This window comes from Streptomyces sp. NPDC101160 (assembly GCF_044768205.1).
Taxonomy (GTDB): Bacteria; Actinomycetota; Actinomycetes; order Streptomycetales; family Streptomycetaceae; genus Streptomyces.
This window is the reverse complement of the sequence record NZ_JBIWPJ010000011.1, coordinates 303,386-324,818: the sequence shown is the minus strand read 5'-3', so window position 1 is coordinate 324,818 and position 21,433 is coordinate 303,386. Positions and strand designations below refer to the sequence as shown.

Genomic DNA, 21,433 nt, shown 5'->3' with positions numbered 1-21,433 from the left:
GCGCCGATGGTACTGCAGGGGGGACCCTGTGGGAGAGTAGGACGCCGCCGAACAATCATTGTGGGAAAGCCCCGCACCGTATGGTGCGGGGCTTTCCTGCGTTTACGGGGTCCCTATGATGCCTAGGATTCGAGGCATGCTGCAGCCCTTTCCCGACCGGCCTTCGGCCGAAGCGATACTCGCCGCCGTTCCCGGGCTCGCGCCGTACGCGCGGCCGGCCGTGATTCTTGAGCCGACGCCCGGAACACCGGGTGTGCGCGAGAGCTCGATCGGCGGGCCCTTGCTCTGGCCGGCCGATGAGCCGTGGCCGCACTGTTCCGTGCCGGACGAGTCATCAGCGGAGGAGGAGCCGGAGCCGTCCGCGATGGTGCCCGTCGTCCAGGTCTTCCGGGCGGATGCGCCCGGTGCCTGGTGGCCGGACGGACCCGACGGAGCCGATGTCTTCCAGCTGTTGTGGTGCCCCAACATGCACTGGGATCCGCCTGCGCCGCAGCCGGACGTGAATCCGGTGATCGAGATCAGGTGGCGCCGGGCGGCCGATGTCACGGACGTGCTGGCGGAGCCGCCCGTACCCCTGCGGACGGGAGACGAGCTCGACGGTTTCATGCCGCGGCCGTGCACGCTCACGTCGTTCCCCTACACGGACTTCGCCAACACCGACGAGCTTCCGGAAGATCTCGTGCCTGAGGTCTGGCGGTTGATGGAGCCGGATAACGGGGCCGACCCTGACCAGCAGGTCCCCATCACCAGCCTCGGCGGCATCAAGTTCGGCGGCTGGCCGTACTGGGGGATCACCGACCCGTACGAGCACCGGTGCGATGTCTGCGACGCCGTGATGCCACTGCTGTTCACCGTGGCCAGCGACAACAGGACGGGGATCGTCGTCGGGCGGTTCGGGGACCTGCGGGTCTTCGCGTGTCCGCGCGATGTGGGGCACGGGTACTGGTTCGACGTGCAGTGAGGTGCGCCGTCCAGCCAGTCTTGACGTGCCGAGACACCGCGGCGGGCGGAGGCTACGCGGACGGAGTCACCAGGCCCGTGTCGTAGCCGAGGATGACGGCCTGGACGCGGTCGCGGGAGCCGGTTTTGGCGAGGATGCGGGTGATGTGGGTCTTCACCGTGGATTCGGCGAGGTGGAGGCGGGTGGCGATCTCCGTGTTGGTCCAGCCCTGGGCGACGACCGTGAGGATCTCGCGTTCGCGCTCGGTGAGGGCGGCGAGACGGGGGTCGTCCTCCTTGAGGGCGGAGGTCGGCGGGAGGTGGTGGATGTAGGTGTCGAGGAGGCGGCGGGTGAGGCTGGGGGCGACCACCGCGTCGCCGGCCGCTACCGCGCGGATGCCCGCGAGGAGTTCCTCGGGCTGGGCGTCCTTGACCAGGAAGCCGCTCGCGCCGGCGCGCAGGCCGTCGTAGGCGTATTCGTCGAGGTCGAAGGTCGTGACGATGAGGACGCGGGTGCGGGCGCCCGAGGTGACGATGCGGCGGGTGGCCTCGATGCCGTCGAGGCCCGGCATGCGGATGTCCATCAGGACGACGTCCGGGCGGTGGCGGTCGACCAGGCGGACGGCATCCGCGCCGTGCGCGGCCTCGCCGAGGACCGTCATGTCGTCCTGGCTCTCGAGCAGCATGCGGAAGCCGAGGCGCTGCATCGGCTGGTCGTCCGCGATCAGAACCGTCGTCACGAGGGGGAGTCCTCCCGGGGAAGTCGGAGCCGTATCCGCCAGCCCGGGCCCGTGCCGGCCGGCAGCGGGCCGCAGTCGAGTGTGCCGTCGTAGAGGGCCGCGCGCTCGCGCATCCCGGTCAGTCCCCGGCCGCGGCCGGAGACCAGGGATCGGGCGCCGCTTCCGGTGTCCGTCACCGTCACCGCCACGCCCTCCGGCCCTGGCCTCACCGTCACCGTCGCCTTCGCCCCCGGCCCCGCATGCTTCAGCGTGTTCGTCAGCGCCTCCTGCACGACCCGGTACACCGTCAGTTCCGCTCCCGCGGACAGCGTTCGGCCACAGTCCTGCAGCGTCGTCTCGACCGGGAGGCCCGCCTTCCGTACCCCCTCGATCAGCGACGGCAGCTCCGCGAGCCCCGGCTGAGGCGTCCGATCCGCCGTCAGCGTGCCCAGCAGACGGCGGAGTTCGGTGAGGGCCTGGCGGCTGGTGGTGCCGATGGCGTCGAGGGCCTGGGCGGCGCGTTCGGGGTTCTTCGCCGCCGCGTAGCGGCCGCCGTCGGCCAGGCCGGTGATGACGGAGAGGTTGTGGCCGATGATGTCGTGCATCTCGCGGGCGATCCGGGCGCGTTCGGCCGCGGCCGCGAGCCGGACCTCCTGTGCGCGTTCCTCCTTGCGGGAGCGGACCGTGATGCCCAGGAGGGCCGCCAGGACGTACGTCCACACCAGCGGGTCGGCGGCCGGCGCGCCGGCCGGGAAGCGGAGCGCGCCCACGACCAGGGGCGCGGTGAGGAGCGCGGCCGCGCCGAGCAGCGCGCGGGGCGGGCGGCGGAGCGCGATGTGGAAGAGCGGGACGGCCTGGAGGTAGCCGGCCTGGAGGAAGGCGCCCGAGCTCGCGCTGACGAGCGCCGCGACCGTCGTCACGGCGAGGACGGCCGTCGGCCGGCGGCGCCGCCAGTGGAGAGGCAGCGTGAGGACAAGGCTGAGGGCGAGGACCAGCCAGGGCGGCAGGGACGGGTCGCGCGCGACGGTGCGCCAGCCGCCGCCGGACACGTCGACGAGTGCGGCGGACGTCAGGGTCGCGGTCACCGTCGCGTCCCACAGCCACGGGCGGGCCGCGTCGAGGGCCCGTACGCGGGTGAGGAGGTGCCGCACGTACCGGCTCGGTCCCGTCTCCGTCGTCACCCGGCCACGTTAGGCGGCCGGAGCTCGCGCCGTCGTCGTACCCAGGTACCACGCCGGTAAGAAACTGCTTGTCACCGTGGTGCGGCGGTGGTGAAGATCGCGGCATGGACTATTCAATTCGCACCATCCGCGCCGACGAGTGGGAGAAGGTGCGCGAGCTGCGGCTCGCCGCGCTGCAGGACCCGGTGGCGCACCTCGCTTTCGTGGAGACGTACGAGAAGGCTGTCGCCCAGCCCGACTCCTTCTGGCGGGAGCGGACGGTGAACGGCTCCGAGAGCGGCGCGGGGCGGGTGCGCCAGTTCGTCGCGGAGACGCCTGACGGGCGCTGGATCGGCGCGACGACGGTGATCGTGGAGCGGCCCTCGGACGCCGAGCCGCTGTTCGGCGAGCCCTCGAAGGTCGACCAGACGCAGCTGGTGGGCGTGTACGTACGACCCGAGGCGCGCGGCGCCGGCGTGATCGACGCGCTGTTCCGGGCGGCGGTGGAGTGGTCCTGGGCGCTGCCGGAGCCGGCGGTCGAGCGGGTGCGGCTGTACGTGCACGAGGACAACCACCGGGCGGTCGCCTTCTACCGGCGCTTCGGCTTCGTCCCGACGGGTGGGCGGATACTTCTGGCGGATGCCGAGAGCGGCTACGACCTGGAGTACGTGCTGCCGCGGAGCAGCTAGCCGAACGGGAGGGGCTCGGGCCAGCGGGCCCGGGCCTGCTCCTGCGAGCGCATCAGGGCGAGCGTCGGCAGGCCCTGTTCCGCGCCGGCGGCGACGAGTTCGGGGAGGCCGGGGAGCGGTGCGACCGCTGCGACGTCGTCGAGGACGAGGCTCAGTGGTGGGTCGAGCCGACCGTCGGATGACCGTGCGGCCATGCGGCGGCCGTGCTCGACCACGCTCGCTGCGAGCGCGGTGAGGAGGGGCATCGCGCCCGGGTGGGTGCGCGGGTCCTCGATCGGTTCACCCACCACGTACAGCGTGCCCTGTTCGGCGACGAAAGATGCGAGCGTGAGCGAATCCGTTCGATTTGCCGTGCAGGCGTCCCGGATGTGGATCGAGGAGAGCGCGCCGAGCGCACGTGCCGTCAGTTCCTGGGCGGCGGCACGGCGTTCCTGGTGCGCGGTGAGCGCCGACTCCAGGAGGCCGGCGTGGCCGGCGGCGGCCTTGGGGTGGGTGCGGAGGATCCGTACGGGCTCGTGGGCGTCGGCGCCCTGGGCCCAGCGGTGCACCTGCTTGAACGGCCGGCCGTCCGTCGCCGCGGCGTGCAGCCAGCAGCGCAGGAGCGTTTCCGCGGTGTCCGCCGTCGCCGCGTCGAGCCGTGCCTGCGGTCGTACGGGCGCGAGCAGTGCCGCCGCCCGCTCCCGCGCCCTGTCCGGGTCCTCACACCCTTCCGCGGGGCTCCAGCGCAGCCGCGCGGGCGTGTCGCAGAGGTGCCCGGGGTCGTAGAGCAGGACCGGGCCGAGCTTGCCGCGCGCGTCCTTGGTCTCGGCCCAGAGGCTCGGGTCGGACGTCACGACGAGCACGGCGCCGTCGGCGTCCCCGACGGCCTGTACGGCGGCGGGACGGCGGGTGGCGGCGGGGCCGTAGACGATCCGGGGGATGGCCGTAGCCGCCGCGCGGGCCGGTGCGTCGTCGGTGGGGGTACGCGGGTGGGGCGGCGCGGCGGTCGCGGGCACCGGCAGGGGCGCGCGCTCGACGGGGCGGCTCTCGTACGCGGCCTCGGCGACGGGCACGTGCTCGGTGGTGGCGCCGTGGGTGCGTGCGTTGTCCCAGGCCACGCCCTCCTCGGCCCGTACGACGCCGCCCTCGGGCTGTGCGGCAGCGTCCCGGGCCCGTTCGGCAGCGCCCTCGGTCCGTGCGGCGGCGCCCTTGCCCCATGCGGCGCCGCCCTCGGCCCGTACGGAGGCGCCCTTGTCCCAGGCCACGCCCTCCTCGGCCCGTACGGCGGCGCCCTTGCCCCGTACAGCCGCGCCCCTGGCCGCGCCCGGTGCTCGGCCGTCGCGGTTTTCTCCGTACGCCCCGGCCTTTCTGTTCGCCCGTACCGCACGCCAGCGGGCCAGTGTGCCCAGGGCGAAGACCGTGAGGACGGCGAGGACCATCGCCTCGCCGATGAGCAGGCCCCAGAACAGGCCGTAGCCCGAGAGCTGTGCCGGTGCGGCGTCCGGCCAGGCGGTCGGCAGGTCGGTCGGGGCGGTCATGAGGGAGCGCAGGGCGAGCGGGGTGCGGGTGAAGGTCACGCCGGCCGGCCAGGTGCCGTGCGCGAAGAGGGCGGCGAGGCCGGTGGCCGTCCACACCAGGAACGCGAGGGCGAGCAGGAGGGCGAGCAGTCCGACGACGAGACCGTCGGGGATGCCGCCCTCCTTCCGTGCCGCTTTCTCCATGCCAATGTCCTTACGCCACCGTCGACTGCGAGGAGTCGTTCATCTGCTGCTCGATGAGCAGTGCCCGCTGTTCCGTCTCCCATTCGAGCTCGGGGTCGGTGGGGGCGGAGGACTCGGTCATGGCGCGGTCGGTGTAGACGAGCGGGCGTTCCTTCTCGGTGATGAGGTGTTTGACGACCTGGACGTTGCCGTTGACGTCCCAGACGGCGATGCCGGGCGTGAGCGTCGGGATGATCTCGACGGCCCAGCGGGGCAGGCCGAGGACGCGGCCGGTGTTGCGGGCCTCGTCGGCCTTCTGGGCGTAGATGGTGCGGGTGGAGGCCATCTTGAGGATCGCCGCGGCCTCCTTGGCGGCCGCTCCGTCGACGACGTCGGAGAGGTGGTGGACGACGGCGACGAAGGACAGGCCGAGGCGGCGGCCGAACTTGAGCAGGCGCTGGAACAGCTGGGCCACGAACGGGCTGTTGATGATGTGCCAGGCCTCCTCGACGAGGAAGATGCGCTTCTTCCGGTCGGGGCGGATCCAGGTGTGTTCCAGCCACACGCCGACGATCGCCATGAGGATGGGCATGGCGATGGAGTTGCGGTCGATGTGGGACAGGTCGAAGACGATGAGCGGGGCGTCGAGGTCGATGCCGACGGTCGTCGGGCCGTCGAACATGCCGCGGAGGTCGCCGTCGACCAGGCGGTCGAGGACGAGCGCCACGTCCAGGCCCCAGGCCCGTACGTCGTCTATGTCGACGTTCATGGCCTCGGCGGACTCGGCCTCCGGGTGGCGGAGTTGCTCGACGATGTCGGTGAGGATCGGCTGGCGGTCGGTGATGTGCTCGTTGACGTAGGCGTGGGCGACCTTGAGCGCGAAGCCGGAGCGCTCGTCGAGGCCGTGGCCCATGGCGACCTCGATGATGGTGCGCAGAAGTGCCAGCTGGCCGGTGGTGGTGATGGCCGGGTCGAGCGGGTTGAGGCGGATGCCGTCGTCGTTGGCGACCATCGGGTCGAGCCGGATGGGCGTTATCCCCAGCTCCTGGGCGATGAGGTTCCATTCGCCGACGCCGTCCTCGCCCTGGGCGTCGAGGACGACGACCTGGCGGTCGCGGAAGCGGAGCTGGCGCAGCACGTACGTCTTCTCCAGCGCCGACTTGCCGTTGCCGGACTCGCCGAGGACGAGCCAGTGCGGGGCGGGGAGCTGCTGCCCGTACAGCTGGAAGGGGTCGTAGATGTACCCCTTGCCGCTGTAGACCTCGCGGCCGATGATCACGCCGGAGTCGCCGAGGCCGGGGGCGGCGGTCGGCAGGTAGACGGCCTGGGCCTGCCCGGTGGAGGTGCGCACGGGCAGGCGGGTCGTCTCCACCTTCCCGAAGAGGAAGGAGGTGAAGGCTTCGGTGAGGACGGACAGCGGATCTCGCATCGGTCTGTGCCCCTTCGGCCCTAGCGGCGGATGCCGGTCGCGAACGGCAAGGTGTTCACAAAGGCCCGGTGGTGCTCGCGGTCGCACCACTCCAGCTTCAGATACGACTTTCCGGCGGAGGCCCGGATCGTGCGCTTGTCCCGGGCCAGGGCCTCGGGCGAGCGCGACGATACGGTGATGTACCCGACGAGGTTGACGCCCGCCGCGCCGCTGGCGAGATCTTCACCCCGCTGGTCGAGCCGGCCGTGGGCGGCGATGTCGCGCGGGTCGACGGTGCGGTTCATCTTGGCCTGGCGGGAGGCCTCGGCCTCGTCGTTGGTCTTCTCGGTGAGCATGCGCTCGATGGCGACCTCGGTGGGTTCCAGGTCCATGGTGACGGCGACGGTGCGGATGACGTCGGGGGTGTGGACGAGGAGCGGGGCGAGGAAGTTGACGCCCACCGGGGTCATCGGCCACTCCTTGATCCAGGCGGTGGCGTGGCACCAGGGGGCGCGGGTGGTGGACTCGCGGGTCTTGGCCTGGAGGTACGTGGGCTCCATCGCGTCCAGTTCGGCGGGCCAAGCGTTTCGTTTCGTCATGGCCTGGATGTGGTCGATCGGGTGGTCCGGGTCGTACATGGAGTGCACGAGGGACGCGAGCCGGGACTGGCCGAGGGGCTGGCGGACGCGGATGTCGGCCTCGGCGAGGCGGGCGCAGATGTCGGTGAGCTCGCGGGCCATGACGACGGCGAGGCCGGCGTCGCGGTCGAGCTTGCGGGCGCCGGAGGCGTGGCGGGCGGCGCGGGCCATGGCGTTGGCCTCGGCGGCGAGTTCGCGGGTGTAGTGCATGCACGCGACGAGGTAGGCGCGGTGCTGCTCGCTGCTCGTCGACACCATGGACTGGAGCTGGTCGTACGACTCCTGGAGCCAGGCCGGGGCCTGGCGGTCGCCGCGCTGGGCGACGTCCTTGGCGTGGGCGTCGGGGTCGGCGGGGAGGGTGCGGGCGAGCATCTGGAGGCGGGTGACGAAGCCGTCCCCGTTGGCGACGTGCTTGAGGAGCGTGCCGAAGCGGTCGACGAGGGCTTCCTGGTCCTCGGAGTCGCGCAGGCCGACGCCGGGGCCCTCGATCTCGATGGCGGCGGTGACGGTGCGGCGGTCGGCGTGCAGCAGCACGGCGATCTCGTCGGGGCCGAAGGGCGCGGAGAGCCAGCTGATGCGGCCGATGCCGGGCGGCGGGCCGATCTCGACCTCGCGGCCGTCGAGGCGGGTGCCGGCCTCGACGGCGGCGGAGCGGTAGGCGGTGCCGCGCTTGAGCATCCGCTTGTAACTGCGGTTGATCTCGAACCACTTGTAGAACGTGCGGTGCTTGTACGGCACGTAGACGGCGGCGAGCGCGAGCAGCGGGAAGCCGGTGAGCAGCACGATGCGCAGGGACAGGACGGGGACGAGCAGTCCGCACATCATGCCGAGGAAGGCGCCGGCGATGATGAGCGCGATCTCGCCGGTCTCACGGTTCTTGCCGATGACCGCGTTCGGCCGGGCACGGCCGACGAGATACGTGCGGCGGGGCGAGACCGGCTGGGACTGGGTCGTCAACGCCCTGCACCTCCTGCTCCTGTGTTCTTGCTGCTGTTGCTGCTACGGCTGGTGTGCGGGGTGCCCGCGGTGGGACCGGCGCTGCGGGGCGGGGGAGTGGCGCCGCCGCTGCTCGGGCTCGATCCGCGGCTGCTGTGGGCGGCGACGCCGCCGGAGAGCGGGTTGGCGGGGCGGGCGCCGCCCTGGGAGCCCTGGGAGCCTCCGCCGCTGTCGCCGCGGGTGCTGTGGGTCTTGATGCCCTGGGACACGAGCGAGGCGGGCGAGGAGATGACGGCGGCAGCGGTGTTCTCGCCGGCGCGGTGCAGGCGGTTGTTGCGGGACGCGATGATCTCGTCGCCGAAGCCGGGGACGAAGCGGTAGATCATCGCCGACGCGAAGATGGCCAGGAGGATGATCGAGAGGCCGGAGACGACGGCGGAGAACGAGTCGGGCCCGGTGCCGGAGGAGAGCGCTCCGGCGAGCCCGAGCACGATCACGATCACCGGCTTGACGAGGATCACCGCGATCATGATCCCGGCCCAGCGGCGCACGTGGCCCCACATGTTCTTGTCGACGAGCCCGGAGTAGACGACCACGCCGAGCAGGGCGCCGACGTAGAGGAGCACGGCGCGCAGGACGAGCTCCAGGTAGAGGACGCCGGCGGCGAGGACGGTCACCAGCGACACGATGATCAGCATGATGGGCCCGCCACCGATGCTGTCGCCCTTCTCCAGGGCCTGTTTGAAGCTGCCGAAGAACACGTCGGTCTGCTGGCCGGTGCCGGAGGCGATGACCTCGGTGACGGCGTCGGTCGCGTTGACGACGGTGTAGAGGATGAGCGGCGTGAATGCGGAGGCGAGCACCGTCAGCCAGAGGAACCCGATGGCCTCGGAGATCGCGGTGGTGAGCGGGACGCCGCGGATGGCGCGCTTGGCGACCGCGAGCAGCCAGAGGAGGAGGGTGAGGAAGACGGAGGCCGCGAAGACGATGGCGTAGCGGCCGAGGAACTGCGGGTTGGTGAAGTCGACCTGGGCGGTCTCCTTCACGGCGGCGGAAAGGGTGTCGACGACCCAGGCGGCGGCCTTGGCGCAGCCGTGCGCGAGGGAGGAGAGCGGGTCGAGGGCGGTGGTGGGGTCGTCGAGCCGGGGCCGGGTGCCGGTGCTGCCGGACTGGCCGTTTTCGCAGTACTCCCGGGCCTGGCCCACGATGAGGTCGCAGGGGTTGTTGCTGGCGCTCGGCGTCGGCGTGACGGTTGCGGACGGCGCGCCGGGCGACGGCGTGCCGCTGGGCGGCGTCGTGGGCGTCGGGGCGGCGTACGCACGCGAGGCGAGCAGCACGAGCGTGGCGGGGAGCGCGGCCACGCCGGCGGCCAGGGCGCGCAGGGGGGCACGTCGGCTAGCGGGCATAGGTGAAGCCTCCGTATCCCTCGACCGCCTTGGCGATCTCGTCTGCCATGGAGGCCCGGTTGTCACCGTTGACGGGCGTGGGGCCCTCTGCCTGCTCCGAGCTGACGATCTTCCAGTCGCCGCCGACCCACCTGAGCTTCTCGGTGATGGTGAACCACGTCGACGTCACCGGCTTGGTCGAGCCCTCGCCGGCCAGGCCCACGAGCCCGGTGCACCACACCTCCACGGTGGCGGTGTCGCCCGTGTAGTCCTTGACCTTCGCGCCGACGGGGATCGTGCGGGACACGAACGTCAGACCCGTGGGCGCGAGGCCGTCGGCGGTGAGGCCCACGTTCGCCAGGAACGCGGCCGAGTACGACTCGTCCAGGCGCTTCACCAGGCCGTCCGCGACGGCCGGGTCGTGGATGGCCCGGACGATGGCCTCGCGCGGCCCGCGCTGGAACATGTCCACCGACCCCAGCGCCACCGCGTAGTTCGTCGCAGCGCTCTGCGCGCCCTGTTCGTCCCTCGCGAAGCCCGTCGGGATCTCGCCGTTCCTGCCCGTCACCGGGCGCACGCCCGTCGCCGCCGTCGGGGCGGCCGAGCGGGCCGGGGCGCCCGCGCCGCCGGTGGCGGTGCCGGAGTCGCCGCCCGGGGTGTCGTTGCCGCGGTTGGCGAGGGCGATCGCGGCGATGAGGAGCGCCACGACGCCGACGACCGCGATGAGGGAGCGGGAGCCGCGGGCCGCGCGGCGGGGCGTGGCGTAGGGGTCGCCGGAGTTGCCGTCGGGCAGGCGGGTACGGGTCTGGCCGTCGTGCTCGTCGCCGAGGCTCATGCCGGGTACGCCCTCTCAAGCACGCGCGGGTACGGAAGCGGGTCCGGGTGGTGACTGGACATCAGGGAACGCGACCTCGTTGGTAGAAACGGGTTAGACGGCCATCCCGTACACGATGGTGAAGAGCGTCCCCAGAGACCCGATGATGAAGACGCCGGTCAGGCCGGCCACGATCAGGCCCTTGCCCTGCTCGGCGCTGAAGGTGTCGCGCAGCGCGGTCGCGCCGATGCGCTGCTTGGCCGCACCCCAGATGGCGATGCCGAGACAGAGCAGGATGGCCACGGCCATCACGACCTCGATCATCACCTTGGCCTCGGCGCCCAGGCTCCCGAAAGGCCCCCAGTTCGGGGCGATTCCACCGATGATGGTGGAGATGTCGCCCTTCTCGGCCGCCAGGTACATGTAACTCACCGCCCCTGTTGGGTAGTTCGTCGCCCCTGCCGAACGGCATGGGTCGTCGACCTATCTTCGCTGATGAAACCGCTCGCGTGTGACGGCTTGACGGCTCTCTTTACCCGATCCCCGCACACTTGACCGATCTGACCGTCTTGACCTGCGACGGTGTGCCCGGTTTCTATGCGAAGAAGCGTATGGTCACTCTGTGTATCACGGGGGGTGACTCCGGGCAATGATTGTCGTTGTAGCACCTTTGGGGTGGTGTCGACGAGGCGTCAGGCAGCCCCGGAGTGCTCGAACGCGGCCTATCGCGCGGCGGTGGTCGTGACGACCGCCGGGCCGTCCCCGCGGTTGAGTAGCTGACGGCAGCCGACTGAGTACGTGAGCCGAGGAGAGGACGGGCCGTCAGGCGGTCCACTGAGGGGCATGACGACTTCTCCGTGGACTCCGCCGGCCTCCCGAACCGGCACCGTTCGGCGCGTGCCCGGCCCGGAGCCGGCCGACCGCGACGGCAACGCCTGCGTGCCGGGAGCCGTCACCGCGGCGGTCGCCGTCACCACCCACGTGCTCTGGCAGCTCGTGCTCGGCTTCTCGACGATGGCCACGGACGGTTGCGGCCCCGACGACTGCGACACCTGGATCACCGGCCCGCTCACGGTCATGTACCTCGCCTACTACGCGATCTACGTCGTCACCCCGCTCGCCGTGATCGCGTCCCTCGCCCTGCCCTGGCGCCGCCGCTGGCGCCGTATCCGCATCTGGTTGGCACTCGGGGCGCTCCTGCCGCAGGCGACGATCCTGGGCGCCCTGGCCGTCCTGATCGGCGCGGGGGCTTGATGGGGATGAGCAGGCGCACTCTTGTGCGGCGTCGGCAGGTGCTGCTATGGCAGCGCCTCTTCGATGTGACGTTCTATGGCTTCACGCCCGGCAACTCGCACGTGTCGCTCCCTAACGTGCTTTTCGATCCGAGTGTCCAGCGTGACGGAGGCGGGGATAAGTGACCGAACGCACGTACTCGGCTGCCTGGCAGAAGCTGTTGGAACAGGCGGGCCAGAGCCGGGACGGCACGACGACCGCGCACATGTCACTGGCCTCCGCCGGCGACGGAGCCGCGGACGGCGATCTCAGGCACAGTGCGGGGCCGTGGACGAAAGCGGCAGGAGTCGCCGAGTCCTTGTCGACGAGCATGGCGACCGCGAGGAGCCGGCTGACCTCGGCCCATCAGGGTGTCGCCGCCGGAACCGTGGGGCTGGCGAGCGTGGGCACGCTGAAGACCGTGCTGACCTCCTGGGAGGAGCGGCTCGCCGCCGTGAAGGACGAGTGCGGCTCCCTCGGGCCCGCGCTGCGCCGGGTCGCCAAGGAGCAGGGCGAGCAGGACGTTTCGGTGAAGGCGGCCTTCAGCGGCGTCCACGGGCTCTCGGACGCGAAGGCGAAGTGACGACGTGCTGACATGGCAGCAACTGCGGGACCTCAAGCTCTCCGACCTCGAAGACGCCGCTGACGGCTGGGGCGAGGCGAGCAACCTCGCCGGCGCCGGCCGCGACCGGGTGAGCAACGGGATGACGAACGCGCTCGCCGCGAGCCAGAAGGGTGAGGCGGCGAAGGCGGCGCTCGGGCGGCTGGTACGGCTGGACCGGAACCTTGACTACGTCCACACCGAGTGCGGTCTGGTGCGGACGACGCTGAACAGCCTGGCGTACGAGCTGAGCGGGCCGCAGCGGCAGGTGAAGGACGCGCTGGAGGACGCGGCGGGTCTCAAGTTCACGGTCCATGAGGACGGGACGGTCAGCTACCCGCCCGGCGGCGAGAACCTGGGCGACCAGCAGCCGCTGCCCGGTGGTACCGCGACCGGCTCGTCGTACGGGACGCCGTACGGCCCACCCCTGCACCTCGGCCCGCCGCAGCCGGGACTGGCGCCGGCCAATCCGAATCACGCCAAGGCCCAGGACATCGCCAACCGGATTCTCCGGGCCGTGAACGATGCCCGGGAGATCGACGGCCGTTTCAGCGAGACACTGGCCAAGCTGAAGGCACCGCCCGGACTCACCGTGGACACGAAGACGTGGACGGACGCGGCGGCCGACGCCGCGGCCGTGCGGGGCGTGGCCGACGACTACCTCAAGAACGACATTCCACTGGACAAGTCGCCGGCCGAACGCAAGGCGTGGTGGACGTATCTGACACAGGAGCAGCGCGAGGAGTATCTGGCGGTCTACCCGAACTACATCGGGAATCTGGACGGCATTCCGGCCGACGTACGCGACGCCGCGAACCGGGACAATCTGCAGTTGCTGATCGGCAAGCTCTCGGGCGCGGACACGGAGAAGGCGCGAACGCAGTTGGCGGGCCTGCAGGAGATCGACCGACAGTTACGGGAGACGCCGAAGCCGGGTGTGCCGCCGATGTACCTACTGGGCATCGGAGAGCACGGCAACGGCCGCGCCATCGTGTCCTTCGGCAACCCGGACACGTCGAGGAACGTGTCGGCCTACGTGCCCGGTCTGGGCACGGCGCTGGACAAGGAATTCGCGACCAACGACATCCAGCGTGCTCGCGACACGGCCAAGGGCGCCATGAGGTACGACCGGTCGACTGCTGCGATCGTCTGGCTGGGCTATGACGCACCGCAACTGCCCGCCGAGAGAGTCTTGGACAACGCGGCGGTGATGTTCGAGCACGACGGAAAGGTCGGAGCCGTGGCTTACGACCAGTTCATGGCCGGCATTTCGGCGACGAATCAGCACGAGGATCCGCACGTGACGGCCATCGGCCATTCCTACGGCTCCTTTACCGTTGGGCAGGCCGCGCAGCGGGAGGGGGGAATTCCCGGTGCGGACGACATCGTGCTGCTGGGCAGCCCTGGCACCGGCGCCGACTCGGCTGCGGAACTCGGTGTCGGCAAGGACCACGTCTTCGTGGGGGCGGCGGACAACGACCCGGTGACCAGGTTGCCTGCAAAAGGGGAAGCGGCTGCCGGCCTGGCCGGGAGCGGGGTCGGAGGCGTTGCCGGTGGCCTGGCCGGTGGAATGTTCGGGCAGCCGTTCGGCCGGGGGCCTGCGGGCGTCGTGGTAGGCGGGTTCCTGGGCGCTGCGGGAGGTGCGTACGGTGGCTACTCGGCGGCAAATGACGAGAGCCAGCTCTGGTTCGGCACGGATCCGGCGCATGAGGAGTTCGGCGCGAGGCGTTTCAAGACCGCGGACGGACCCTTGCCGTTGGTCGGGGGAGAAGGGCCCATCGATGCCCATTCCAACTACTTCAATCCCCTGCCCGGCAAGGATCCCGTATCGGCGAACAACATCGCCCTGATCGTTTCTGGTCACAGCAACGACATCACGACCGAGGAGCCGCGATGAACAGACTGCGCCTGATGCTGTCCATAGCCCTCCTCATGGGGGTGTCCGCATGCGCCATGTCAGGAAGCCAGGGGGGACGAGGAGCGGAGAAATCCATGCCGAGCAAGATCAGCCTGCAAGAGGCGGCCGAAAAGGCCGATGCCATCATGTTCGACACGGTCTCCTCGGTGCGGCCGGAGCTCAACTGGGTCCATGACGCGGCCACGGAGAGCGGGTGCGACGGCTACACCATCGATGGAAAGGCCACCGCACAGGCCACGCGGCGGGCTGTCGTGATGACCGTGGTCTCCGAAGCGCGGCGGGGGAGTCTGCTGGGTGTGGTGGAGCGGTACTGGGAGAGCCGCGGGTTCGAGATCACCGACACGAACCCGAGCCGGGAATTCCCGGCCGTCTTCGCCCGGACGCCGGAGGATTTTCGGATGAGTGTCGTGGTGGGCGAGAAGGGGCAGTTCTACTTCGACATCGTCACCCCGTGCTTCATCGCGTCGAAGGTCCAGGACCCCAAGACGAAGGCCAATGGAACCCCCTTCGAAGGTTCCGTCGTGCCCCTGCCCTCCGTCCGCTCCCCCTTCTGGTCCTCGGACACTCCCCTTCCGTCCGGTTCGTCCACCCCCTGATGCCGGGGTCGGCCGCCTAAACTGAGGTCCGGCAGGCGTACTGGCAGGAGCCGAGGGGTGGTTGACGGTGCGTAAGGTGCGGGCGGCTTGGCTGGTGGGGGGCGGGGTCGGCGGGGTCTGCCTGCTGTTCGTCGTGCTGCTCGTCGTCGGGACCTACTCCGCCGCGGCCGGGCTCGTCGGAGGGGCCGGGAACGGGCGGAGCGGGACCGTGGGGCTGGCCAAGGGGGCCGTGCCGGCGGCGTACCAGGGGCTGGTGCAGAAGTGGGGGAACCTCTGCCCGGCGCTCAACCCCGCGCTGCTCGCCGCCCAGCTGTACCAGGAGAGCGGTTGGAACCCGACGATCGTCTCGCCCGCCGACGCCCGGGGCATCGCCCAGTTCATCCCCGGCACCTGGGCCGGGCACGGCATCGACGGTGACGGGGACGGCGACCGGGACATCTGGGATCCCAAGGACGCGATCCCGTCGGCGGCCTCGTACGACTGCGAGCTGGCCGGCTACGTGAAGGACGTGCCGGGCGACAACGCGGACAACATGCTCGCCGCGTACAACGCCGGCGCCTATCGGGTCATCAGGTCCGGTGGCGTGCCGCGGATCAGCGAGACGCAGAACTACGTGCGGATCATCCGCTCGCTGGAGAAGAGCTTCGCCCGGCCCATCGGCCGCGTCGAGCCGTCCCGGCAGGCGGCGGCCGCCATCTACTACGCGCAGCAGAAGCTCGGCACGCCGTATCTGTGGGGCGGTACGGGAACAGCCGCGCAGAACGGGCGGTTCGACTGCTCGGGACTGACCCAGGCCGCGTACGAGTCGGTCGGGATCGAGCTGCCGCGCGTGGCCAACGACCAGTACAACGCCGGGCCGCACCCGAACCGTGACGAGCTCCTGCCCGGCGATCTCGTCTTCTTCTCCGACGACCTGACCAATTCGCGGGCCATTCGGCACGTCGGCATCTACGTCGGCGGCGGCTACATGATCGACGCGCCGCGCACCGGCGCCGTCATCCGCTTCGACCGGATCGACACGCCGGACTACTTCGGCGCCACCCGCGTCACCCGGGACGGCGCCGCCGCGCTGCCCACGCACCTGCCGCAACAGTGACTGCGCGTCAAGTCGTGGCCCCGGGCTGCGGCGGTGCGTCACCTTTCGGTAACGTCGTAGTGATCTTGGGTGCGGAGCGGAACGCTCCCCTCGGGCGGATCGTTCCCGATCCGACTGCTCTGACCACGGGGGTTGGACACCGCCACCAGTACACCCACACAGCAAGGGGCCGCAGCAGATGGCTGGACTCGCATCGGACGGTATGAACCCCGATGTCAGCCTGCTCTATGACATCAACGGGCTGGCCAAGGCCGCCCCGCCGTGGTTCGACCGCGTCATGGAGTTCGTCGGCGAGTACGGGATCGTGCTCGGCCTCGTCCTCGTCGTGCTCGGCTGCTGGTGGCACCTGCGCCGGCGCGGCACCCTCGCCGACTCCGTCGCGGGCGTCGCCGGGCTTGTCTGGGCGCCGATCGCCGCCGGCCTCGCGCTGCTCGTCAACATCCCGATCCGCGGCTTCGTCGAACGCCCCCGGCCGTTCCGGGAACACCAGGGCCTCGACGTCCTCGTCGCCGGCAAGACCGACTTCTCCTTCGTCAGCGACCACGCCACCCTGACCATGGCCATCGCCGTCGGCGTCTTCATGGCGCACCGCCGCTGGGGACTCGCCGCCATCGGACTCGCCCTCGCCGAGGGCTTCTGCCGGGTCTACATGGGCGTCCACTACCCCACCGACGTCGTCGGCGGCCTCGCGCTCGGCACCGCCGTCGCGCTGCTGCTCGCCCCGCCCGCGCTCGCGATGCTCACCCCGGTCGTCGCCGCCGTCGCCCGCTCCCCGCGCGGCGCCCGTCTGGTGCGCTCCCGGCGCGCCCCCGAGGGTCACGCCGTCACGGAGGCCATCGGCATCCCCGAGCCCCGGCTCGGCACCGGCGAGAGCGACCTCGCGGCCTGACGGCTCGCCGCCTGGCCGCCCAGCAGCCTGGCCGCCTAGCCGCTCACCGAAGCCTGGTGCTCCGCCGCGTCCGTACGGGCCCGGTCGCGTGACCTGCGGGCCGGGCCGGTCCAGCCGCAGCTGCACCGGGCGAACGCGAACGAACCGCGCTCCATGGTCTCCGTGTGATGCACGCCTCCACCGTACTGCGCCCTGCGTGACGGGTCGTCGGGACCGTCGTTATCCGGTCGGGCGGAATCCGGACGGACACGTGGTACGGCGTTGGGGGTTGGCAGGCGATGGGGATGCGTGGCAACGGACGCTCGGGCAGGGTGTGGGGCGTCGCGATAGCTCTGGTGCTGGGCGGCGGTTGCGCCGGCCCCGGTGACGACGCCGAGCCCGGCGGCGACCCGGCGCTGACCGTACGCGGCGCGGCCGAGGCACTGGTCCGCGTCGGCTCGTCGAAGACCAGCACCTCCATGGAGATGGCCACCGGCGGCACCCGCGTCACCATCCGCGGCGAGGGCGGCTACGACTTCCGGCTCCGCACCGGACGGCTCCAGGTGATGCTCCCCAGTGACGCCGCGGGCGAGAGCGAGCACCGGCCCATCACCGAGCTGCTCGTCCCCGGCGCGCTCTACATGAAGAACCGCGGCGCCGGCGTCCCCGCCGACAAGTGGGTACGGGTCGACACCACGACCCTCGACGACGGCAACCTGGTCACCGGCGGCGCCACCGACCCGGCCGCCGCCGCCGAGCTGCTGCGCGGCGCGCGCCAGGTGACGTACGTGGGCGAGGTCGACCTCGCGGGCGTGAAGGTGCGGCACTACCGGGGGACCACCGACATCGCGGAGGCCGCCCGGCTGGCCTCGCCGCAGGTGCGCGGGGCACTGGCCGCGGCGGCGAAAGGGTTCACCACGGACGTCGTGCCCTTCGACGCGTACCTGGACGAGGAGGGGCGGCTGCGCAAGGTCCGCCACCAGTTCAGCTTCAGCAACCAGGGCCGTACGGTCGCGGTCGCGTCGACCACCCTGCTCTACGGGTTCGGGGCGCGCGTCTCGGTGACGCTGCCGGACCGCGCGGACATCTACGCCGGGAAGATCCAGGCGTAGCCGCCCGCGCCCACGGGGTCGGGGCGGGCGGGCCATCGCCAAATGGTCCGGTCGTGTCATGCGCGGTTCGCGGGGCCCTCCCTACGCTGGGAGACCGGCGCCGGCAGGAAGAGGTGAAGGACGCATGACCCCGATCGCGACCGCACCCGGCGACCCCGAGTGCGTCGCCCTGGCCGAAATCGAACTGTGCGGGGAGCTGATCATCGCGGCCTCCGCCGTCGACGGGGAGCGGCTCAGCGCAGCCCGTATCGACGAGGTCCTTCGCGTCGGCGCCCACGCCCGCTGACCCCGACGCCCGCTGACCCCGACGCCCGCTGACCCCGACGCCCGCTGACCCCGACGCCCGCTGACTCCCAGGCCCGCTGACCGTCAGGCCCGCTGACCGTCAGGCCCACCGGCCCCGCTCGCCGGCGTTCGGATCAGGCTCAGGCTCAGGGCCAGGATCGGGATCAGGTGCGCATCATCCGCGCGATGGCCTTGGTGGCCTCCTCGACCTTCGCCTCGATCTCGTCGCCGCCCTTGGTCGCCGCGTCCGCGACGCAGTGCCGCAGGTGCTCCTCCAGGAGCTGGAGGGCGAAGGACTGCAGCGCCTTCGTGGAGGCCGAGACCTGGGTGAGGATGTCGATGCAGTAGACGTCCTCGTCGACCATCCGCTGCAGCCCGCGGATCTGGCCCTCGATGCGGCGCAGCCGCTTCAGGTGCTCGTCCTTCTGCTTGTGGTAGCCGTGCACCCCGTGCTCGTGACCCGTGCCGTGCTCGGGCGCCGGCTGGGTGGTCTCGGGGGTGACTTCGGCTGCCGCCGCGGTCGTCGCCTCGGTGGTCGTCATCGCGTCCTCCCGTTGTCCAGAAAGAGTGGGTATACCCCTCGTGGGTATAGGGTACCGATCCCCGCGAATCGCGGCGGGGGCCCGTGCAGATCACTGTGCCTGATGGGCGACACTGAAGGGACGCCGGTTAGCCGTGGCCGGATGATGCGCCTAGCATCAGCCTGACCGAAACCCAGCACCCCGAGGACCCCACGTGCGATTTCGTCTGACCCCCAGGGAGACGAGCTTCTATGACATGTTCGCCGCGTCCGCGGACAACATCGTCACGGGCGCCAAGCTCCTGATGGAACTGCTCGGAGCGGATCCCTCCGCCCGGGCCGAGATCGCGGAACGCATGCGGGCAGCGGAGCACGCCGGCGACGACGCGACCCATGCCATCTTCCACCAGCTGAACTCGTCCTTCATCACGCCGTTCGACCGCGAGGACATCTACTCCCTCGCCTCCTCCCTCGACGACATCATGGACTTCATGGAGGAGGCCGTCGACCTGGTCGTCCTCTACAACATCGAGGAACTGCCGAAGGGCGTCGAGCAGCAGATCGAGGTGCTGGCCCGGGCGGCGGAGCTGACCGCCGAGGCGATGCCGAACCTGCGGACCATGTCCAACCTCACCGAGTACTGGATCGAGGTCAACCGGCTGGAGAACCAGGCCGACCAGATCCACCGCAAGCTGCTCGCCCACCTCTTCAACGGCAAGTACGACGCCATCGAGGTGCTGAAGCTCAAGCAGGTCGTGGATGTCCTCGAAGAGGCGGCGGACGCCTTCGAGCACGTGGCGAACACGGTGGAGACCATCGCCGTCAAGGAGTCCTGAGGCTTCGTGGACACCTTCGCCCTGGTCGTGACCATCCTGGTCGCGCTCGGCTTCACGTATACGAACGGATTCCACGACTCGGCGAACGCCATCGCCACCTCGGTGTCGACCCGGGCGCTGACCCCGCGGGCCGCCCTGGCGATGGCCGCGGTCATGAACCTCGCCGGTGCCTTCCTCGGCAGCGGCGTCGCGCACACGGTCAGCAAGGGCCTGATCGAGACGCCGACAGGCAACTCGGGGATGGCCATCCTCTTCGCCGCGCTGCTCGGCGCGATCGTGTGGAACCTCATCACCTGGTACTTCGGCCTTCCCTCGTCGTCCTCGCACGCGCTGTTCGGCGGCATGGTGGGCGCGGCGCTCGCGGGCGGTACGGAGGTCATCTGGTCCGGCGTCCTGGACAAGGTCGTCATCCCGATGTTCCTGTCGCCGGTGGTGGGTCTCGTCGCCGGTTACCTGGTGATGTGCGCGATCCTGTGGCTGTTCCGCAAGGCCAACCCGCACAAGGCCAAGCGCGGCTTCCGTATCGCGCAGACGGTCTCGGCGGCCGGCATGGCGCTCGGCCACGGCCTCCAGGACGCCCAGAAGACGATGGGCGTCGTGGTGATGGCCCTGGTCATCGGTGACGTGCAGAGCGCCGACGCCCCGATCCCCGTGTGGGTGAAGCTCGCCTGTGCCGTGATGCTCTCGCTCGGTACGTACGCGGGCGGCTGGCGGATCATGCGGACCCTCGGCCGCAAGATCATCGAGCTGGACCCGCCGCAGGGCTTCGCCGCGGAGACGACCGGTGCGTCGATCATGTTCGTGACGGCGTTCCTCTTCAAGGCGCCGATCTCCACGACCCACGTCATCACCTCGGCGATCATGGGTGTGGGCGCCACCAAGCGCGTGAACGCGGTGCGGTGGGGCGTCGCCAAGAACATCATCCTCGGCTGGTTCATCACCATGCCGGCCGCGGCCATCGTCGCCGCGCTGAGCTACTACGTGATCAAGCTCGTCTTCGGCTGACCGGCCGACCGGCTGACCAGCGGACCGGCTGACCGCCGACCGGCGGACCAGCGGACCGGCTGATCGCGAGGCTCCACGGAACGTGGTTGGGCCCGGCTCCCCCTCAGGGGAGCCGGGCCCTTCTGCGTCGTACGGCGGCACCGCCATGCAGCACCGTACGACTGCTTTATCCGAAGCGGCCGGAGATGTAGTCCTCGGTCGCCTGGACGCTCGGGTTGGAGAAGATGCGCTCGGTGTCGTCCAGCTCGATCAGCTTGCCCGGCTGGCCCACGCCCGCCAGGTTGAAGAACGCCGTACGGTCCGAGACACGGGCGGCCTGCTGCATGTTGTGCGTCACGATGACGATCGTGAAGCGCTCCTTCAGCTCGCCGATCAGGTCCTCGATGGCGAGGGTGGAGATCGGGTCGAGGGCCGAGCAGGGCTCGTCCATCAGCAGCACGTCGGGCTCGACCGCGATGGCGCGGGCGATGCACAGACGCTGCTGCTGACCGCCGGAGAGGCCGGCGCCCGGCTTGTTCAGGCGGTCCTTGACCTCGTTCCAGAGGTTGGCGCCCTTGAGGGAGCGCTCGACGATGTCGGAGAGCTCGGACTTCTTGTACGAGCCGGCCAGGCGCAGGCCCGCCGCCACGTTGTCGAAGATCGACATGGTGGGGAAGGGGTTGGGGCGCTGGAAGACCATGCCGACGGTGCGGCGCACCGCGACCGGGTCGACGCCGGTGCCGTACAGGTTCTCGTCGTCCAGCATCACCTTGCCCTCGACGCGGCCACCGGGGGTGACCTCGTGCATGCGGTTCAGGGTGCGCAGGAACGTGGACTTGCCGCAGCCGGACGGGCCGATGAAGGCCGTCACGGAGCGGGGCTCGACGGTCATCGAGATGTCGTCGATCGCCTTGTGGTTGCCGTAGTAGGCGGAGAGGCCGCTGACGTCGATTCGCTTGGCCATATCAATCACTTCCA

Annotated in this window: 23 protein-coding genes; 12 read left to right on the top strand and 11 right to left on the bottom strand. The window is 70.7% G+C overall.

Features of this window, described 5'->3' with window-relative positions; genetic code table 11:
• Window positions 1-136: 136 nt before the first annotated feature.
• Window positions 137-961: a hypothetical protein gene (locus tag ACIRSU_RS32890; protein ID WP_403800062.1), complete on the top strand. Its 825-nt coding sequence runs from the start codon at window positions 137-139 to the stop codon at window positions 959-961.
• Window positions 962-1,013: 52 nt separating this feature from the next.
• Here ACIRSU_RS32890 and ACIRSU_RS32885 read toward each other — a convergent pair whose 3' ends face one another.
• Complete coding sequence (locus tag ACIRSU_RS32885; protein ID WP_403800059.1) at window positions 1,014-1,679, bottom strand: response regulator; 666 nt, start codon at window positions 1,677-1,679, stop codon at window positions 1,014-1,016.
• Window positions 1,676-2,839, bottom strand: a complete 1,164-nt coding sequence (locus ACIRSU_RS32880; RefSeq protein ID WP_403800056.1) for a sensor histidine kinase — start codon at window positions 2,837-2,839, stop codon at window positions 1,676-1,678. The genes ACIRSU_RS32885 and ACIRSU_RS32880 overlap by 4 nt, the downstream gene beginning before the upstream one ends.
• Window positions 2,840-2,943: 104 nt before the next feature.
• Here ACIRSU_RS32880 and ACIRSU_RS32875 point away from each other — a divergent pair, with 104 nt between their 5' ends.
• On the top strand, window positions 2,944-3,507 hold the full coding sequence (locus tag ACIRSU_RS32875) for a GNAT family N-acetyltransferase (RefSeq protein ID WP_403800053.1): 564 nt from the start codon (window positions 2,944-2,946) through the stop codon (window positions 3,505-3,507).
• Here ACIRSU_RS32875 and ACIRSU_RS32870 read toward each other — a convergent pair.
• From ACIRSU_RS32870 to ACIRSU_RS32845, 6 genes are all read right to left on the bottom strand, one after another.
• Complete coding sequence (locus ACIRSU_RS32870) at window positions 3,504-5,207, bottom strand: type VI secretion protein (protein WP_403800050.1); 1,704 nt, start codon at window positions 5,205-5,207, stop codon at window positions 3,504-3,506. The genes ACIRSU_RS32875 and ACIRSU_RS32870 overlap by 4 nt on opposite strands.
• Window positions 5,208-5,217: 10 nt before the next feature.
• Window positions 5,218-6,615 carry an ATP-binding protein gene (locus tag ACIRSU_RS32865; RefSeq protein WP_403800048.1) on the bottom strand — a complete coding sequence of 466 codons (1,398 nt, stop codon included), beginning with the start codon at window positions 6,613-6,615 and terminating at the stop codon, window positions 5,218-5,220.
• Between the two features lie 20 nt (window positions 6,616-6,635).
• The gene (locus ACIRSU_RS32860; RefSeq protein WP_403800045.1) at window positions 6,636-8,189 is read right to left on the bottom strand and encodes an SCO6880 family protein; all 1,554 of its coding nucleotides are present in this window, start codon (window positions 8,187-8,189) and stop codon (window positions 6,636-6,638) included.
• A complete protein-coding gene (locus ACIRSU_RS32855; protein WP_403800042.1) occupies window positions 8,186-9,574 on the bottom strand; it encodes a hypothetical protein in 1,389 nt (462 codons plus the stop codon). The genes ACIRSU_RS32860 and ACIRSU_RS32855 overlap by 4 nt, the downstream gene beginning before the upstream one ends.
• Window positions 9,564-10,388: a hypothetical protein gene (locus ACIRSU_RS32850; RefSeq protein ID WP_403800039.1), complete on the bottom strand. Its 825-nt coding sequence runs from the start codon at window positions 10,386-10,388 to the stop codon at window positions 9,564-9,566. The genes ACIRSU_RS32855 and ACIRSU_RS32850 overlap by 11 nt, the downstream gene beginning before the upstream one ends.
• 93 nt (window positions 10,389-10,481) lie before the next feature.
• The gene (locus ACIRSU_RS32845) at window positions 10,482-10,790 is read right to left on the bottom strand and encodes a hypothetical protein (RefSeq protein ID WP_116159777.1); all 309 of its coding nucleotides are present in this window, start codon (window positions 10,788-10,790) and stop codon (window positions 10,482-10,484) included.
• 474 nt (window positions 10,791-11,264) lie between these two features.
• Here ACIRSU_RS32845 and ACIRSU_RS32840 point away from each other — a divergent pair, with 474 nt between their 5' ends.
• The 6 genes from ACIRSU_RS32840 (at window position 11,265) to ACIRSU_RS32815 (ending at window position 16,739) form a co-directional block, all read left to right on the top strand.
• Window positions 11,265-11,621 (top strand): hypothetical protein, encoded by a 357-nt coding sequence (locus tag ACIRSU_RS32840; protein WP_403800036.1) that lies wholly within the window; start codon window positions 11,265-11,267, stop codon window positions 11,619-11,621.
• Between the two features lie 160 nt (window positions 11,622-11,781).
• Entirely contained in the window at window positions 11,782-12,222 is a 441-nt protein-coding gene (locus tag ACIRSU_RS32835) for a hypothetical protein (protein WP_403800033.1), read from the top strand.
• 4 nt (window positions 12,223-12,226) lie between these two features.
• Complete coding sequence (locus tag ACIRSU_RS32830) at window positions 12,227-14,137, top strand: alpha/beta hydrolase (RefSeq protein ID WP_403800031.1); 1,911 nt, start codon at window positions 12,227-12,229, stop codon at window positions 14,135-14,137.
• 95 nt (window positions 14,138-14,232) lie between these two features.
• A complete protein-coding gene (locus tag ACIRSU_RS32825; RefSeq protein WP_403800028.1) occupies window positions 14,233-14,754 on the top strand; it encodes a hypothetical protein in 522 nt (173 codons plus the stop codon).
• A 67-nt stretch (window positions 14,755-14,821) separates the two neighbouring features.
• Window positions 14,822-15,850: an NlpC/P60 family protein gene (locus ACIRSU_RS32820; protein WP_403800112.1), complete on the top strand. Its 1,029-nt coding sequence runs from the start codon at window positions 14,822-14,824 to the stop codon at window positions 15,848-15,850.
• Window positions 15,851-16,028: 178 nt separating this feature from the next.
• Window positions 16,029-16,739: a phosphatase PAP2 family protein gene (locus tag ACIRSU_RS32815; RefSeq protein ID WP_403800026.1), complete on the top strand. Its 711-nt coding sequence runs from the start codon at window positions 16,029-16,031 to the stop codon at window positions 16,737-16,739.
• A 35-nt stretch (window positions 16,740-16,774) separates the two neighbouring features.
• Here ACIRSU_RS32815 and ACIRSU_RS32810 read toward each other — a convergent pair whose 3' ends face one another.
• Window positions 16,775-16,912: a hypothetical protein gene (locus ACIRSU_RS32810; protein WP_403800023.1), complete on the bottom strand. Its 138-nt coding sequence runs from the start codon at window positions 16,910-16,912 to the stop codon at window positions 16,775-16,777.
• Between the two features lie 111 nt (window positions 16,913-17,023).
• On the opposite strand from ACIRSU_RS32810, the gene ACIRSU_RS32805 reads away from it, so the two are divergent.
• Entirely contained in the window at window positions 17,024-17,830 is an 807-nt protein-coding gene (locus ACIRSU_RS32805; protein WP_403800020.1) for a hypothetical protein, read from the top strand.
• A 124-nt stretch (window positions 17,831-17,954) separates the two neighbouring features.
• The gene (locus ACIRSU_RS32800) at window positions 17,955-18,116 is read left to right on the top strand and encodes a hypothetical protein (RefSeq protein WP_403800017.1); all 162 of its coding nucleotides are present in this window, start codon (window positions 17,955-17,957) and stop codon (window positions 18,114-18,116) included.
• A gap of 163 nt (window positions 18,117-18,279) precedes the next feature.
• On the opposite strand, the gene ACIRSU_RS32795 is transcribed toward ACIRSU_RS32800, so the two are convergent.
• Entirely contained in the window at window positions 18,280-18,657 is a 378-nt protein-coding gene (locus ACIRSU_RS32795; protein ID WP_403800015.1) for a metal-sensitive transcriptional regulator, read from the bottom strand.
• A 193-nt stretch (window positions 18,658-18,850) separates the two neighbouring features.
• Here ACIRSU_RS32795 and ACIRSU_RS32790 point away from each other — a divergent pair, with 193 nt between their 5' ends.
• Together ACIRSU_RS32790 and ACIRSU_RS32785 are read left to right on the top strand one after the other, a co-directional pair.
• Entirely contained in the window at window positions 18,851-19,471 is a 621-nt protein-coding gene (locus tag ACIRSU_RS32790) for a DUF47 domain-containing protein (protein ID WP_403800013.1), read from the top strand.
• 6 nt (window positions 19,472-19,477) lie between these two features.
• Window positions 19,478-20,476, top strand: coding sequence for an anion permease (locus ACIRSU_RS32785; protein WP_403800011.1), 999 nt, complete (start codon window positions 19,478-19,480; stop codon window positions 20,474-20,476).
• A gap of 166 nt (window positions 20,477-20,642) precedes the next feature.
• Here ACIRSU_RS32785 and pstB read toward each other — a convergent pair whose 3' ends face one another.
• The gene (gene pstB / locus ACIRSU_RS32780) at window positions 20,643-21,419 is read right to left on the bottom strand and encodes a phosphate ABC transporter ATP-binding protein PstB (protein WP_403800008.1); all 777 of its coding nucleotides are present in this window, start codon (window positions 21,417-21,419) and stop codon (window positions 20,643-20,645) included.
• Between the last annotated feature and the right edge of the window lie 14 nt (window positions 21,420-21,433).

Bases quoted from the DNA above. Each gene is read 5' to 3' on its own strand.
- ACIRSU_RS32890 (WP_403800062.1), top strand. From the start codon at position 137: ATGCTGCAGCCCTTTCCCGACCGGCCTTCGGCCGAAGCGATACTCGCC.
- ACIRSU_RS32875 (WP_403800053.1), top strand. From the start codon at position 2,944: ATGGACTATTCAATTCGCACCATCCGCGCCGACGAGTGGGAGAAGGTG.
- ACIRSU_RS32870 (WP_403800050.1), bottom strand. From the start codon at position 5,207: ATGGAGAAAGCGGCACGGAAGGAGGGCGGCATCCCCGACGGTCTCGTC.
- ACIRSU_RS32865 (WP_403800048.1), bottom strand. From the start codon at position 6,615: ATGCGAGATCCGCTGTCCGTCCTCACCGAAGCCTTCACCTCCTTCCTC.
- ACIRSU_RS32855 (WP_403800042.1), bottom strand. From the start codon at position 9,574: ATGCCCGCTAGCCGACGTGCCCCCCTGCGCGCCCTGGCCGCCGGCGTG.
- ACIRSU_RS32850 (WP_403800039.1), bottom strand. From the start codon at position 10,388: ATGAGCCTCGGCGACGAGCACGACGGCCAGACCCGTACCCGCCTGCCC.
- ACIRSU_RS32845 (WP_116159777.1), bottom strand. From the start codon at position 10,790: ATGTACCTGGCGGCCGAGAAGGGCGACATCTCCACCATCATCGGTGGA.
- ACIRSU_RS32825 (WP_403800028.1), top strand. From the start codon at position 14,233: ATGCCGAGCAAGATCAGCCTGCAAGAGGCGGCCGAAAAGGCCGATGCC.
- ACIRSU_RS32815 (WP_403800026.1), top strand. From the start codon at position 16,029: ATGGCTGGACTCGCATCGGACGGTATGAACCCCGATGTCAGCCTGCTC.
- ACIRSU_RS32805 (WP_403800020.1), top strand. From the start codon at position 17,024: ATGCGTGGCAACGGACGCTCGGGCAGGGTGTGGGGCGTCGCGATAGCT.
- ACIRSU_RS32800 (WP_403800017.1), top strand. From the start codon at position 17,955: ATGACCCCGATCGCGACCGCACCCGGCGACCCCGAGTGCGTCGCCCTG.
- ACIRSU_RS32795 (WP_403800015.1), bottom strand. From the start codon at position 18,657: ATGACGACCACCGAGGCGACGACCGCGGCGGCAGCCGAAGTCACCCCC.
- pstB (WP_403800008.1), bottom strand. From the start codon at position 21,419: ATGGCCAAGCGAATCGACGTCAGCGGCCTCTCCGCCTACTACGGCAAC.